Genomic DNA, 13,834 nt, shown 5'->3' with positions numbered 1-13,834 from the left:
CATGCCTGCAACCGACATCATGTTCGACATCGCCACGCTGCAGGGCGTGGTGCGCGCACTGCCCCAGCCCAAGCTGGGCTTCGCGGCCAAGTACTTCACCCGTGTTGTGGAGTCCGCGGACGCCGAGATCCACTTCGACGTCGAGGGCACCGACCTGCGCATGGCGCCGTTCGTCTCGCCGCTGGTGCCCGGAAAAATCGTGGAGGGCACGGGCTTCGCGACGAAGACCTTCAGGCCGGCTTACATCAAGGACAAGACGCCCTTCACGGCCGCTCGCGCCTTGACGCGTCGGCTCGGTGAGCAAATTGGCGGCGAGTTCGACCCCGAACAGCGTCTGGCCTTGGACGTCGCCACCGAACTCTCCGCCAAGCTCCTGCGCCTGGAGCGCCGTCTCGAGTGGATGGCCGTGCAGGCGCTCTACAACGGCCGCGTCACGGTCCAGGGTGAACAGTACCCCACGACCGTGGTGGACTTCGGGCGCGCCACAGGCAACACGGTGGTTCGTACCACCGGGAACAAGTGGGGCGACTCGGGCGTCAGCCCGATCGAAGATCTGCACCAATGGTCTGGCATGGCTGAGACGCCCATTTCGGACTGGTACATGACGCGTGATGCGTACACCGTGTTCCGGAAAGATCCGGACACGTGGAAGCGCCTGGAACTGATGCGCGGCAGCAGCACGCTCGATACGGATGCCGTGCTCAGCCGAGACCTGGTCCTGATGGGCATGATCGACGGCTTCCGCATCTGGGTGATCCCGGCAATCAACGTCACCAACGAAGATGGCTCGACGTCTCCCCTGGTGCCCGATGGCACGGTCATCGGCGTTGCCGATGCTTACTTCGAAGGCGTGCGTCACTTCGGGGCGATTCAGGACGTGAACAACCTGAAGCCTGGCTCTTACTTCGTGAAGAGCTGGGTCGAAGAAGACCCCAGCGTGCGCTACCTGATGCTGCAAAGCGCCCCGCTGCTGGTGCCCTACCGGCCGAACAGCACCTTCCGCGCCACGGTGCGCTAAGGGCCTGCCATGAAGTTCGTAGCCAACCACGTCATCGTCATCGGCCAGGCGCCGAAGGCGAAGGAACTGCAGCAGGGTGACGCAGTCCCCCGTCTGCCGGCTGAAGAGCTGATGCGGCTGCAGGATCTGGGCGCCATCTCGGCCGAGGAAGACTCGGCAGAAGAGATCGCGGCGGCTGAGAAGGCGGCAGCTGAGAAGGCGGCGGCTGAGAAGGCGGCAGCTGAGAAGGCGGCGGCTGAGAAGGCGGCGGCTGAGAAGGCGGCGGCTGAGAAGGCGGCAGCTGAGAAGGCGGCGGCTGAGAAGGCGGCAGCTGAGAAGGCGGCAGCTGAGAAGGCGGCGGCCGAGAAGGCAGCGGCCGAGAAGGCAGCAGCTGACAAGGCAGCAGCCGAGAAGGCCTGACGCCATGCTCCATCTCGAAGAAGACATGCGCACCGTGTTCTTCGGCAGCGACTTCGCCGCCCGCTTCCGCCGGCACCGGGCCGGGGAACTGGCGCGGGAAGTCGTCGGCATCGTCGGCACGGTGGATGACGAAGCGCTCGAAGGCCGGGTGTTCGCCGCATCTCGCACGCTGCGCTACCCCGCAGACTGCGAGCTGCGGGCTGACGACGTGCTGGAGTGCCTGGACGAAGCCGCTTCGCAAGGCATCAAGGTGGGCACGCGCTTCCGCGTGCTGGAGGCCCCGCGCCGTGTCAACGACGGCGCGGAAATGGAGGCGCTGCTCGGCAGCGTGCCGGCATGAGGGATCGTGCCCACACGTTGCCCGAAGGCGCGCCGTTCGCCATCGGCATGGCCATCGTGCAAGCGCTGCGCAACGCCCAGGCTCTCCAGGGCGCCGAAGTGCTCGACAACCCCGTGCGCGCCAGCGACCTGACCGTAGGCCCGCGCATCGTCTTCTTCGAGGATCAGCACGACAAGCCACGCGGCGATCAGCCCGGCCAGCGGCAGAAGCGCACCTACGCTTTCTCGCTCGGTGTCATCAACCGCACCGAGCAGGCCCGCGCTGGTGCGCATGCCGACTACCGGGCCGCCAAGCTGGCCGTGCGCGACAGCCTGGCCGCCATCAACCAGCGCGTGCGCGCCGAAGGCTCCGGGCTGGTGGAAGGCGAGGTGCGTTTCCGGCTGGAAAACATCGATGTGGGCGGCGGGCTGGTGCTCGGCATGTTCACGTTCGACTACCGCGACCCGGACTGATCCGTCCGGCGTCGATCTTTCGTTTCACCCAGGCCCGCCGCGTGCGGGCCTTTTGCTTTGCAGAGAAGGAAACCATCATGACAGCACGTGCAGTCCTGGCCGCTGGCCTCGTCTCCCTCAACCTCTGGGACACGACCAAGCAGGCCTACAACGGCTTCGGCGACCCGCTCGACGCCGACAAGTTCGAGATCAAGCCCAACTTCGAGGAAAAAGTCAGCGAATCTCGCTCCCACCTCGACTACGGTCAGGCCCGCGCATCCGTCGTGCTGCCCAAGCCGACCGAGATCACCATCGAACTGGCTGCGGCCACCGTGGAAGCGCTGGCCATGCAGTTTCAGGGCATGGTGGCGGCGCTGACGCAGGGCTCGGGCACCTTCACCGACGCGAACTTCACGGTCACGGCGCTGGATCAGTGGCTGCCCTTGGGCAAGCGCAGCATCAGCGACCAGAGCTTCGCACTGAAGAATGGTGCTGGTTCGACTACCTACGTGCTGGGGACGCATTACGAAGTCAACTGGCTGCGCGGCGAAGTGCGCTTCAAGTCAGGTGCGTCGGGCGCACCTGCCAAGAACGACGTGCTCAAACTCACCGCCACCTACGGTGCGGTGGAAGGCAAGAAGGTGCTGGGCGGCCGGGTCACACAGGTGCGCTGCCAGGCGCGCTTCGACGGGCGCAACATGGTGGATGGCTCCCCGATGGAAGTGGACGTGTGGGAGTGCGCGCTCGGCTCCAACAACGGCTTCGACTTCCTGGGCTCCGACTTCTCGGGCATCACGCTCAGCGGCAAGCTGGTGACGCCGCCCGGCAAGACCGAGCCCTACGAAGTCCGCCTGCCCGGCGCTACCACCGCCTGACGCGGCGGCCAGCGCCTCAGCGGCGCAGTGCGGACGTCTGCACCGCGCCCATCAGCACCAACACGGGCCATCCCACCACCACGGTGGCGATGGCACCGGCACCCAGCGCCATGAGGCGCTCCGAATCCACCAGCAGGCCCAGCAGGGCCAGCGGAATGCCCGCGCCCACCAGGGCAATGCACCACAACAACCCTTTCATCGCTCTATCCTCCAATGGCTGACCCGAAGATCAAATACGACATCGAGGCCGCAGTCAAGGGCGATGCCGATGCCGAGCAGCTCGCCAAGGCGCTGACCGAGGTCAGCGACGTGCTGGATGGCGACCTCAAGCAGAGCGCGCAGGACGCCGCGCAGGCCCTGGAAGCCCTCAACGCCAAGCAGAAGGCCCTGAGCGCCTTCGGCACCCTCAAGCGCGAAACGCAGGGCCTGTCGCAGCAGCTTGACCAGGCCGTGGGCGTGGTGGACCGCCTCGGCAACGAACTGCAGGACGCCGCCGGCAAGACCCAGACGCTCAGCACCGCAGAGCGCAGCGCCTCCGCCGCCGTGGCCGAAGCCCAGGCCACGCTGCAGCGCAAGCGCGATGCCCTTAAGGCCGTGCGCGAAGAGACCACGGGCGCGTCCCGGCGCAGCGATGAATACCGCGCTACCGTCACCGGCCTCAAGGACTCCATCAAGGCCGCCACCGAAGAGGTCAAGACCCAGCAGCAGGCCCAGCGCACCGCCGCCCAGGCCGCGGGCCAGGCCCAGAACGCCGAGGCCGCGCTGCGCAAGGAATACGACCTCGCCATCGGCAGCGCGCAACGCCTCTCGGGCGAGCTTCGCAACAAGAACACCGCGCTCGGCAGCGCCCGCGAATCGCTGCAGAGCGTGGGCGTCTCCACCACCAATCTGGCGCAGCAGGAGCGCAACCTACAGACCGCCGTCGCCCAGGTGCGCGCCGAGGTCGCCACGCTGGCCCCGGCCTACCAGGCCGCAGCGGCAGCATCGTCGCAGTCCACCCAGGTGCAGGCGCAGAACCAGCGCACCCTGCGCGAGGGTATGACGTCCATCAGCACGCAGCTGCAGCGCATCCAGAGCATCGCCAGCATCGCCGTGGGCGGTGGCTACTTCGGCGGCTTGGCGAAAGACGTGGCGGCCACGGCGGACGAGTTCCGCAACCTCGAGGCCCGCATCAAGCTGGCGACCGGCGAGGGGCCGCAGTTCCAGCAGTCGTTCACGGGCGTGCAGCAGATCGCGCTGCGCACCAACAGTGCGCTCGATGAAACCGGCACCCTTTTCACCCGCCTCGCCAAGGCTGCAGAAGAGGGCGGCATGGCCGCCACGCAGGCCCAGCAGCGGGCGCTGCGCCTCACCGAAACCATCAACCAGTCCATCCAGCTCTCCGGCGGCTCGGCCGAGGGTGCCAAGGCCGCCATCACGCAGCTCATCCAGGGCCTGCAGTCCGGCGTGCTGCGTGGTGAGGAATTCAACTCGGTGATGGAACAGGCCCCCCGCCTGGCGCAAGCGCTGGCCCAGGGCCTGGGCGTGACAACGGGCGAACTGCGCAAGCTGGCAGATCAGGGCGCGCTCACCTCCGAGGCCGTCATGAAGAGCCTGGAAGGCCAGGCCGATGTGATCGCGGGCGAGTTCAGCAAGCTCCCGCCCACCGTCGGCCGCGCGCTGCAGAACCTCTCCACGCAGTGGACCCTGTACGTCGGCGCTGCCGACAACGGCCTCATCAGCAGCGCCAACGCCGCGAAGGTGATCAACGCGCTGGCCAGCAACATCGACCTGCTGGTCAACACCCTCACCGCTGCCGGCAAGGCCTGGGCGGCGATCAAGATCGCCGGGCTGGTGGCCGACTTCGCGCGCTGGGTGACCACCACCACGGCCGCCACTGCCGCGCTGGAGGCCAACACCGCCGCCACCGCTGCCAACGTGGTCGCGCAGCGCGCCAGTGCCGCCGCCCAGGCCGAGGGTGTGGCTGCACAGGCCGCCAGCACGGTCGCCACCAAAGCCAACACCGCTGCCCGCGCGGAGAACGCCAAGGCGTGGGGCGAGGTGGGAGCCTTCACCCGCGCCGCCAGCCTCGCGCAGGATGCTGCCACCGCCTCCACGGCGCGCAGCACTGCCGCGCTGGTCGAGAACGCTGCGGGCGCGGCGCGCGCCGGCATCGTCTGGCGTGGGGTGTCGGCTTTGTTCGGACCGTGGGGGATCGCGGTGGCGGCGCTGACGCCCGAGATCCTCGGCATGACCCGCTCCATTGGCGAGCAGACGGCCAAGATGATGGGCTGGGGCCAGCGAATGGAGGATGCCGAGCGCAAGCTGCGCGCGCTCGATGAAGCCGGCAAGATCCAGGCTGAAAACATGCGGCGCCAAGCCGCCATGTACGAAGAGGTGCGCAACCGCAGCTTCGACCTCACGAAGCAGTCCACCGGCCTGATTGCCGAGTTCGACAAGTTGAAGAAGGCGGGCGAATCCACGGCCGATGCGCTGAGCAAGATCGGCAAGGACTTCGACGTCTCCAACTCCGCAGGCATCCGCACCATGTCGGCGGCGCTCGACAAGCTGCGGGCTGACAACAAGATCACGGCGGCCGAGTTCCAGTCTGCCTGGGCCAAGGCGCTGGACGGGCAGGACCTGGCGAAGTTCGAGGCCATGGCGCGCGTGGCATTCGGCTCGGCGGCTGCAGAGGCCGGCAAGCTGCAGAAGCAGCTGAGCGACGCCCTCCAGCAGGGAGCCTCGGAAGAGGTGGTGCGCGGCCTGCGCCAGCGTCTGGAGGGGGCTCTGAGCGCTGCCAACCGTGAGGCCGAGCGCGTGGCCCAAACCATGAACGTGCTGCTGCGCGAAGCGGTGGACCGCACGGGCCTGGACTTCACGGTGCTGCAGGGGCGCATCGGCGAGGCCTCGCGCAGCGCCATCAACGACTTGGAGGTGGTGATCGGCGGCCTGGACAAGCTCAAGGCCCAGGGCGTGGACGCGGGCCGCGTGCTGGAGGCCAGCTTCGTCAAGGCTCTCAACACCGCCGACAGCCAGAAGGCGCTGGATGATGTACGTGCGCGTGTCGAGCAGCTGCGCAACACGCTCGGCGAGAAGGTGGCGGACGGCCTGCTCGACCAGGCGCGAGAAAAGGCTCTTGCACTCAGCGATGCGCTGGAGAAGTCCAAGCCCGGTATCAACTCACTGCGCGAAGGCATGACGGCGCTGGGCCTCACCACCGACGCCACGCTGAAGCAGAACGCCGAGAACGCGAGGGAGGCCTACGACGCCATCCGCGAGTCCGGCATCGCCAGCACTCGCGAGCTGCGCGAGGCCTTCGTGAAGACCGCAGAGGCCGCCATCGCAGCGAACAAGGGCATCGCCCCGTCATGGGTGCAAGCAGAAGCGGCGGTGCGCGGCTACCGCGTGGTCACCGATGAGGCCGGCAAGTCCTCGCTGGTGCTGTCCAGCTCGCTCGACAAGTCGGCCACGTCCATGCGTGGCGTTGTGGTCGCGGCCGGCGCTGGCGCTGCTGCCGTGCGCGATCTCGGCGCCGCATATTCCGATGCCGGCGCCAAGGCCCTGGCCGCTCAGGGGCAGATCCTGGCTGCAGCCGCTGCGCAGCGCTCGGCCGATGTCTCGGCCTCCAGCATCACCAACAAGCCCGCCAGCGCCACGCAGTTCGCCTGGACGCGCACCACGATCATCGACTACCTGAAGCAGTCCGGCCTGGACGAGATGCTGGCCGAGCGGCTTTCCGCGCAGTTCACCCAGCCCGATGGATCTGTTTCGAACACGGCCAGCGCCGCGCAGATCCAGTGGGGCGGCAAGTTCTCCACGCTGGCCGAGGCGCTGGGGAAGATGTCCGAGTACTACCGCCTCGGCGCCGGCAAATCCGAAGCCGCGGCCATGCTGGACTACGAGCGCAACAAGGGCAAGCAGCCGGGCTCCCCCGCCGCGCCGCAGCCGCTGCCCAAGCCACCGCTTGACGGTAGCGGAGGTGGCTCCGGCGAGGGCGGATCGGGGCCGCGCGTGGACCGCATCGTCAACGTCTACATCGGCGCCAGCCCGACCGTGTACAGCGTGCCCACCAACAGCAGCGGCCAAGCCAACATCGAGCAACTGGCCCGCGCCGTGGTGACGTACCTCGAAGACCAGAAACGCCAGGCAGGACTCTGACGCCATGAGCATGACCCTCACCAACGGCAGCACCCCGCTGGCCTTGCCCCAAGACCTCATCTGGACCGATGAACTCACATGGTCCCCGGTCGCCCAGAAGACCGAGCGCGGCATCTTCGGCACGCTGATCATCGACGCCATGGCCCGCAACGGCGGCCGGCCCATCACCCTGCAGGGCGATGGCGACAGCGCCTGGATCAGCCGCGCAGCGCTGCGCACGCTGCGTTCCTGGGCCTCCATTCCCGGCCTGCGCCTGGCGCTCGATGTGCGCGGCCAGGCTTTCACCGTGGTGTTCGACCATGGCGACGCGGAAGAGGGCCGCGCGCTGGCGATGAGCGCGGTCATCGACTACGCCGACCCGCTGGACACCGACTACTACTGCAGCCTGACGCTGCGATTTCTGGAAGCGAGCGAAACCCCATGACCATCCAAGAAGGCGACATCAAGCTGCTGACCAGCCGCGTGATGGACGACGTCCCCGAAGGCGGCGGCGGACCCACCGGCACCGAAGTGCCCTACGGTGCCAGCAACTCGGTATTTCAGGACATCACCGAAGCGGACCGCGCTGGCGGCAACGTCAGCATCCGGCAACTGCACGCCGCGGTGATGACATCGACCACGGAGCCGTTGATGGGCGCGAGCGTCATTCTGTCGCAACCCCCGAGCGACCCCAATGTGGCAGTGACGCTGGCGAAGTGTGGGCTCTTCGCCCGGCGCAGCACCATAGCGCAGTCGATCGCCAACTACCTGATCCAGGGCACTCCCTGGTCCGGGGTGCTGCTGGAAGACCACGTGATCGGCATGCGATCCATCCAGATCCTGCATCGGCCTGGCACGCCGGCGCCGGACATCGGCCGCACCTTGGTGCTGACGTATCAGCAGGGCACTTCGACCGAGCGTATCCAGTACGTGCGCGTTACCCGTACTGAAACAGAGCAACGCACGTTCACCTACTCGATCAACGGACAATTCGTGGACTTCCAAGGGGCCGTCACGAAAGTCGATCTGTCCGATGCTCTGCGCTACGAATTCCCGGGAAGCCCGCCCTCGCGCGACTACTCGACAGCCGCAGGCAAGACCATCATTCGCGACACCACGGTCGCAGATGCCGCAACGTATTACGGCGCATCGCCCGTTGCCACAGCCGTCGATCTGGGCGACAGCACACTTCGCGTCGCCAGCATCTACACGCAGCTCGTGCCGAGCAGCCGAACAGAAACCACGGCCCTCGACCAGCGGCCAGCAGCGGAGCGAACCGTAGTGCTGGCGACGGCGCCGCGTCGAGTTGAGGTGCCTGTTGCGGCCCACACGCGGCGCATCAAGATCGGCCAGAGCAACCGGGGGTTCAGCTTCGTGGCGCTGCTCAAGCCGCTGCCTGAACCGGGCACCGTCATCGTCAGCTACCGGGCCTTGGGCAGCTGGTACACGCTGGCTGATGACGGCGAGGGCTTGCTCACCGGGGCGGGCTCGGGCCGCGTGATCTACACGACCGGCAGCATGGACATGACGCTGCAGGCCTTGCCCGACGATGCCAGCAGCATCGTGATTCAGTGGGCCGAGCGTGTGGCGTTCACCAATCGCGCCACGCAAGGCGCGTCGATCAATGCACCGCTGACAGCGCTGAGGCTTGCGAACCCGGGCGCCACGCCGACAACCGTGACGGTGCGTTGGACCTCGGGCGGCATATTGCGCGCTGTGACAGACGACGGGGTGGGCCGATTCTCCGGCGAGGCTACTGGCACCATCGACTACCCCAGCAGCAGCCTCCTGCTCAGCACGCCCTACATGATCGACGCCGGGGGCGAGTGGCAGGTCGAGTATTCGTTCGGCGCGCAAGTCGAGCAGCTCTTTTCCTCTCCCGGCGTTGACGCCACGGGCAGCGCCACGCTGGTGTTGCAAAGCCAGCCGGTGGCAGGCTCGATCGAGGTCGCGTGGACTACCTCGCAGGAGGTCACGCAGACCGGCGGCGGGAGCCTGACGACGATGTCCGCCGTGACCAACGACGAGAGCAAGCGCTACTGGGCGTACTGGAACGACGGATACGGTTACCACGGATGGCGCACGAGGAAGGAAGGCACTTCGGCCACGCTGACTCGGCAGGTGCAGCGTGACAGCAGCAATTCGCGGCGAGTCATCGTCTCGCATCGAGCGTCGGATGATGGCTCTGGAGGCTTTGCGCTGGACCTGGGCACGGTGCTGTACAGCTCCAAGACGATCACGCTCAAGCTGGTCGATCAGACAAAGACAACAGAGTCTTACAAGTCCGACCACGAAGACGCGAAGTCGTTCCAGGCGTCAATTTCAGCTGATGGTCAGTACGGCGGCGGTTCATCGAATACGTCGAGCGCGTCATCCAAGGGCGGTGAGTACGGCACGACCACTGTCGGTGAGCAGGTGGCTGGCAATGTGATCGTTCGCTACAAGGTCGCGCCGCTGGCCTCCACCGCCGCGACCGAATCTTTCGCCGGCGGGGCGGTCAGCATCGACATGTGCCCACTCACTGTGGACTCGATCGTGCCCGGTAGTGTGCGTTTCGTCTGGATGGGCCAGACCTACGACGACTTCGAGGGGGTGATCTATCGAGGCCGCACGGACAGCGTCGCAGGGCAAGCGAGCGGCACCATCGACTACGCGGCAGGGCGCGTCAACATGACAGACTGGATCGTCGGTCTCAACCCCGGCTCGGTGTCTCTGCAGAGTCTGTGGACGCGTCGTGCTCCCTGGACCACCGCATCGATCTTCTTCCGTACGCAAAGCGCTCCGCTGAAGCCCGGGGGATTGGTGCTGACGTTGACCGATGTGTCTGGCAATGCGCTGACCGCTACGACGAACCTCGACGGCAGCTTTGCGGGCGCCCACATGCTCGGACGCATGGACTTCGAGTCGGGTGTGGGCGAGTTGCAATTCGGTGACTTCATCGATGCCTCCACCCTCACCGATGCCCAGAAGGCTGAATGGTGGTACAGCGCCGCCGATGTGGGTGCCGTCCAGCCCGGCAAGATCTGGCGCCCCTGGCCGGTGGACCCCACCACGCTGCGCTACAACAGCGTCTCCTACGCGTATCTCCCGCTCGATGCGGACATCCTGGGCCTGGACCCGGTGCGCCTGCCGCCCGACGGACGCGTGCCGATCTTCCGCGTCGGTAGCTACGTGGTGATCGGCCACACGGGCCGCATCGCCGCAGCCACCTACAGCGCCGGCATGACCATCGACTGCGCCCGCACGCGTCTCTCGCGGGTCTATCTCATCGGCGCCGATGGCAAGCTCATCCGCACCGGCTACACCGCCGATCTGGACGCAGGCAAGGTCACGATCACCGACGTGACCAACTGGGTGCAGCCGGTGGTCATCAAGCACCGCATCGAGGAAATGGCGCGCGTGGCGGACGTGCAGATCAACGGCACCCTGCGCCTGACGAAGCAGCTCTCGCACGTCTTCCCGGTGGGCTCGGTGGTCTCGGCCGCGATGATGGCCGGCAACCTGCGCGCCCGCGCGCTGCCCGTGTTCGACCAGCAGAGTTGGGACGGCATCACCTGGGCAGACGCCACCATCGGCAACCCGGCCTCAGCCACGTACGACGATGGGGCTTATCCAGTCACCGTCACTAACGCAGGTGCCATGACCGAGCGCTTCGCGCTGCGCGTGTTGTCCGGTGGCATGGACGTGGAGGTGATCGGCGAGCACGTGGGCAACCTCGGCACCTTCAGCCGCAACACCGAGATCGCACCCATCAACCCCGCCTCCGGCGTGCCGATCTTCCGCCTGAGCCCGCTCGGCTGGGGCAGCGGCTGGGCGGCGGGCAATGTGCTCTTCCTCCCCATCGTGGGCACCTACTACCCCTTCGCCGCGATCCGCACCACGCAGCCCAGCGAGGCCGTGGGCACCGACTTCGCCTTCGAGCTGACCGCGCGCGGCGACGTTGATCGCGCTCCCTCCAACCCCGTGATCTGAGGCCCTGCATGACCATCTACTGCTACGACTCCACCCTGCCAGGCGCCCCGGAGCTTTCCGGCACGCCGGGCGCCCTGCGTTCCGTGCTCAAGGCCTGCCTGGTCGATGGCTTCGGCGCTTCCGCCGTGTCGTCGCTTTCCGTGTCCGGTGGTGTGGCCACGGCCACCTACTCCGCGCCTCCGTCCGCCAAGGCGGGCACTATCGTCGCCTTGGCAGGCGCCACTCCGGCGGCCCTCAACGGCGAAAAACGCATCGCGTCGGTCGCTGGCAATACGGTGACCTTCCCCGCGCCCGGCGTGGCCGATGGCACCGCCTCCGGCTCCATCACCAGCAAGGTCGCTCCGGCGACCTGGCAAGAGCTGTTTCCGGGGGCGCTCGCGAACGTAATCGCGCTCAAGCCATCGGCTGCGGAGGCCACCGGCTGCGTGCTGCGCGTGGATGACTCTGGCGCTAACTGGGGGGTGGTCGATGGATATGAGTCGATGTCGGGAATTTCTGACGGCATGGGGCGCTTCCCCCTCCTTTCGATGACTCAGGACAAGCAGCAGATGGTGTGGGCTAAGAGTACCGATGCGACATCGACCTCTCGCCCATGGTGCATCGTTGCAGACGAGCGGTTCATGCTGTTGTATGTCGAGCCGCGCTCGACGGTCTTCGGTGCCTACGGCTCGTCGGTGGTTTGCTTCGGAGACATCGTGCCCTACCGCTCGGGCGACCCGTATGCGGCTTGCATCTCCGGCTCCGAGTATCGGTTCATCTACGATGCCGGCGCCGGTGACGTGGGGGTCAGCAACAGCTCGGGCGGCGGCATGTATCTGCCGCGGGGCTACCTGGGACTGCGTGGCGCCGTGGTCGGCTGGCGGGCTAGCGCTTATCTCTCAGGCCGCAGCGGCACTGCCGCGTATCAGGGTATCGGGCTGCCTTTCCCGAACGGGGCAGACAACTCGCTAAGGCTCGCTCCTGTGGAAGTCATTGTGGGGCCGGCGGGCTTCCGCGGGCGCCTGCCCGGCGTGTATCACTCGCCCCAGCAGCTGGGCCGGAGTTTCAGGGCAGGCACGGTCATCGACGGGCAAGGTGCATATCTGGGCCGCAGGCTGCTGGCGCTCAATACGGGTGGGGTCGACTACACCCACGAGAGCGGCGCTGGTCAAGTGGGCACGATGTTCGTGGATCTGACCGGACCCTGGAGGCTCTGATGCCGGCGGCTAGCTTCACGGGCGAGGCCTACGCCTCGTCCATCACTGTTACAGCCGTCTCAGATGATCCGCGCGACATCGCTGCCGCCTGGCTGCAGGGCCGTTCTGCCAGCGCTGTGGCCCTGGGCGACAGCGCCGCGATGGTCGAAAGCAACGGGCTGGTCGATGCACGCGGCATGGCGGTGTCAGCGGAGGGCGCGGTGGAGTGGTATGCCGGAGGCCGAGCATCGATGATCGATGGCAGCGCTCTGGTGGCGCTGCCCGGCGTATCACGCATGATCCTGCCGCCACTGCCGCACAGTCAGAGTCGTGGCTATGTGTTGGTCTTTCACCCGGCAGACAAGGACTGCGCGCTGCAATCGGGCTCGATCGCCGCGGGCGGGCCGACCGCTTCAACGGTCGTGGCGGGCAGCATTTGCCAGTCAGGCAGCAACTCGGCGTTGCTGTGGTTCGCGGCCCAGGCCGGGGCGGATGGATCGCTGGACATGTACCTGCGCGCGGTGGATGCGCAGCAGCAGATCCACCTGTTCGAGCGCTCGGTGTCTGACGTGCTGCAGGACGTGCTGCTGGCCACGGTGGACGCTGGTCAGACGCTGCGCCTCCAGTTCGCGCCGAGCCCTACGTTCGTGCCCTATGCAGAGCCCAAAACGGTCAGCGTGGAGGCCGCTGTGGCTTGGGCCGAAGCAGTGCAGCCCTTGCGTGTCGCCGGCCTCGACGGCCCGGCCCTGGCGCTGGACGCTGAGTTCGGCGGTGCTGGCCGTGTCTGGGGCACCACGGCCATCAAGGGCTCGCCCGACGTACCCGTCCGCGCCCGCGTGCTGCTGCTGCGGCAGCGCGACAAGCTGGTGGCGCGCGAGGTCTGGAGCGACCCCGTCACGGGCGCTTTCGAGTTCCGCGGCATCGACCCTTCGCAGGCATGGCTCACCCTGGCCGAGGATGCATCGGGCAACTTCCGCCCGGTGGCCGCCAGCAACCTGACCGCCCAGGTGTCGTCATGAGCGGTGTGTGGGAGATCGGTGCGGCCCTGTCGCAGGCCCAGCTGCAGGCCACCATCATGGCGGCGGACGCCGGCTCGGGCAGCTCCCGCATCCGGATCTACAACACGGCCCGCCCCGCCACCATCGGCACCGCGCATGCGGACGCGCCGCAGGCTGAGATCGTGCTTGCCAAGCCCTGTGCCTCCATCGTGGACGGCCTGCTGGTGCTCCACCCGGCCGATGAAGCCGGCGCCATGGTGCTGCAGCAAGGCCTGCCGCGCTGGGGTGACTGGGTCAGCGCGGCGGGCGCCGTGCTGGTGCGTGGCGATGTGACCGACACGGCACACGACGGCTGCTGGCGCGTCATGGGCGGGCTGACGCCGGCCGGCGAGACCTCTCCGCTGCTCTACGCCGGGGGCCTGGTCGTGCTCGGCAGCACCACCTTGTCGTGAGGGCATGACGTGTGGCAAATGACGATGGCGCAACGAGCCTGCGATTCGACCAGCCGGC

General features: G+C 67.3%; 12 protein-coding genes. 11 read left to right on the top strand and 1 reads right to left on the bottom strand.

Annotated elements, in window-relative coordinates; all coding sequences use genetic code 11:
- Position 1: 1 nt before the first annotated feature.
- The 5 genes from BM070_RS18205 (at position 2) to BM070_RS18185 (ending at position 3,063) form a co-directional block, all read left to right on the top strand.
- On the top strand, positions 2-1,018 hold the full coding sequence (locus BM070_RS18205; RefSeq protein ID WP_092940769.1) for a major capsid protein: 1,017 nt from the start codon (positions 2-4) through the stop codon (positions 1,016-1,018).
- A gap of 9 nt (positions 1,019-1,027) precedes the next feature.
- Positions 1,028-1,417, top strand: a complete 390-nt coding sequence (locus BM070_RS25205) for a hypothetical protein (protein ID WP_245785289.1) — start codon at positions 1,028-1,030, stop codon at positions 1,415-1,417.
- Between the two features lie 4 nt (positions 1,418-1,421).
- A complete protein-coding gene (locus BM070_RS24865) occupies positions 1,422-1,757 on the top strand; it encodes a hypothetical protein (RefSeq protein WP_092940768.1) in 336 nt (111 codons plus the stop codon).
- Positions 1,754-2,209 carry a hypothetical protein gene (locus tag BM070_RS18190; RefSeq protein WP_139222872.1) on the top strand — a complete coding sequence of 152 codons (456 nt, stop codon included), beginning with the start codon at positions 1,754-1,756 and terminating at the stop codon, positions 2,207-2,209. Before BM070_RS24865 ends, BM070_RS18190 begins: the two co-directional genes overlap by 4 nt.
- Positions 2,210-2,286: 77 nt before the next feature.
- Positions 2,287-3,063 (top strand): phage tail tube protein, encoded by a 777-nt coding sequence (locus BM070_RS18185; RefSeq protein WP_092940766.1) that lies wholly within the window; start codon positions 2,287-2,289, stop codon positions 3,061-3,063.
- Between the two features lie 16 nt (positions 3,064-3,079).
- Here the strand turns inward: BM070_RS18185 and BM070_RS24395 are convergent, their stop codons facing one another.
- The gene (locus tag BM070_RS24395; RefSeq protein ID WP_139222871.1) at positions 3,080-3,262 is read right to left on the bottom strand and encodes a hypothetical protein; all 183 of its coding nucleotides are present in this window, start codon (positions 3,260-3,262) and stop codon (positions 3,080-3,082) included.
- A gap of 14 nt (positions 3,263-3,276) precedes the next feature.
- Between BM070_RS24395 and BM070_RS18180 the strand changes: the two genes are divergently transcribed.
- From BM070_RS18180 to BM070_RS18155, 6 genes are read left to right on the top strand one after another with little or no spacing between them, the layout of a single operon-like run.
- Entirely contained in the window at positions 3,277-7,200 is a 3,924-nt protein-coding gene (locus BM070_RS18180) for a tape measure protein (RefSeq protein ID WP_092940765.1), read from the top strand.
- A gap of 4 nt (positions 7,201-7,204) precedes the next feature.
- Entirely contained in the window at positions 7,205-7,624 is a 420-nt protein-coding gene (locus BM070_RS18175) for a hypothetical protein (RefSeq protein WP_139222870.1), read from the top strand.
- Entirely contained in the window at positions 7,621-11,151 is a 3,531-nt protein-coding gene (locus BM070_RS18170) for a hypothetical protein (RefSeq protein WP_092940763.1), read from the top strand. The genes BM070_RS18175 and BM070_RS18170 overlap by 4 nt, the downstream gene beginning before the upstream one ends.
- Before the next feature lie 8 nt (positions 11,152-11,159).
- Positions 11,160-12,347 carry a hypothetical protein gene (locus BM070_RS18165; protein WP_092940762.1) on the top strand — a complete coding sequence of 396 codons (1,188 nt, stop codon included), beginning with the start codon at positions 11,160-11,162 and terminating at the stop codon, positions 12,345-12,347.
- On the top strand, positions 12,347-13,345 hold the full coding sequence (locus tag BM070_RS18160; RefSeq protein WP_092940761.1) for a hypothetical protein: 999 nt from the start codon (positions 12,347-12,349) through the stop codon (positions 13,343-13,345). Before BM070_RS18165 ends, BM070_RS18160 begins: the two co-directional genes overlap by 1 nt.
- Complete coding sequence (locus tag BM070_RS18155; protein ID WP_092940760.1) at positions 13,342-13,776, top strand: hypothetical protein; 435 nt, start codon at positions 13,342-13,344, stop codon at positions 13,774-13,776. Before BM070_RS18160 ends, BM070_RS18155 begins: the two co-directional genes overlap by 4 nt.
- Positions 13,777-13,834 lie beyond the last annotated feature (58 nt).

It is taken from the genome of Paracidovorax wautersii (assembly GCF_900113035.1).
GTDB classification, from domain to species: domain Bacteria; phylum Pseudomonadota; class Gammaproteobacteria; order Burkholderiales; family Burkholderiaceae_C; genus Paracidovorax; species Paracidovorax wautersii.
This window is presented reverse-complemented; position numbering and strand designations above follow the sequence as displayed.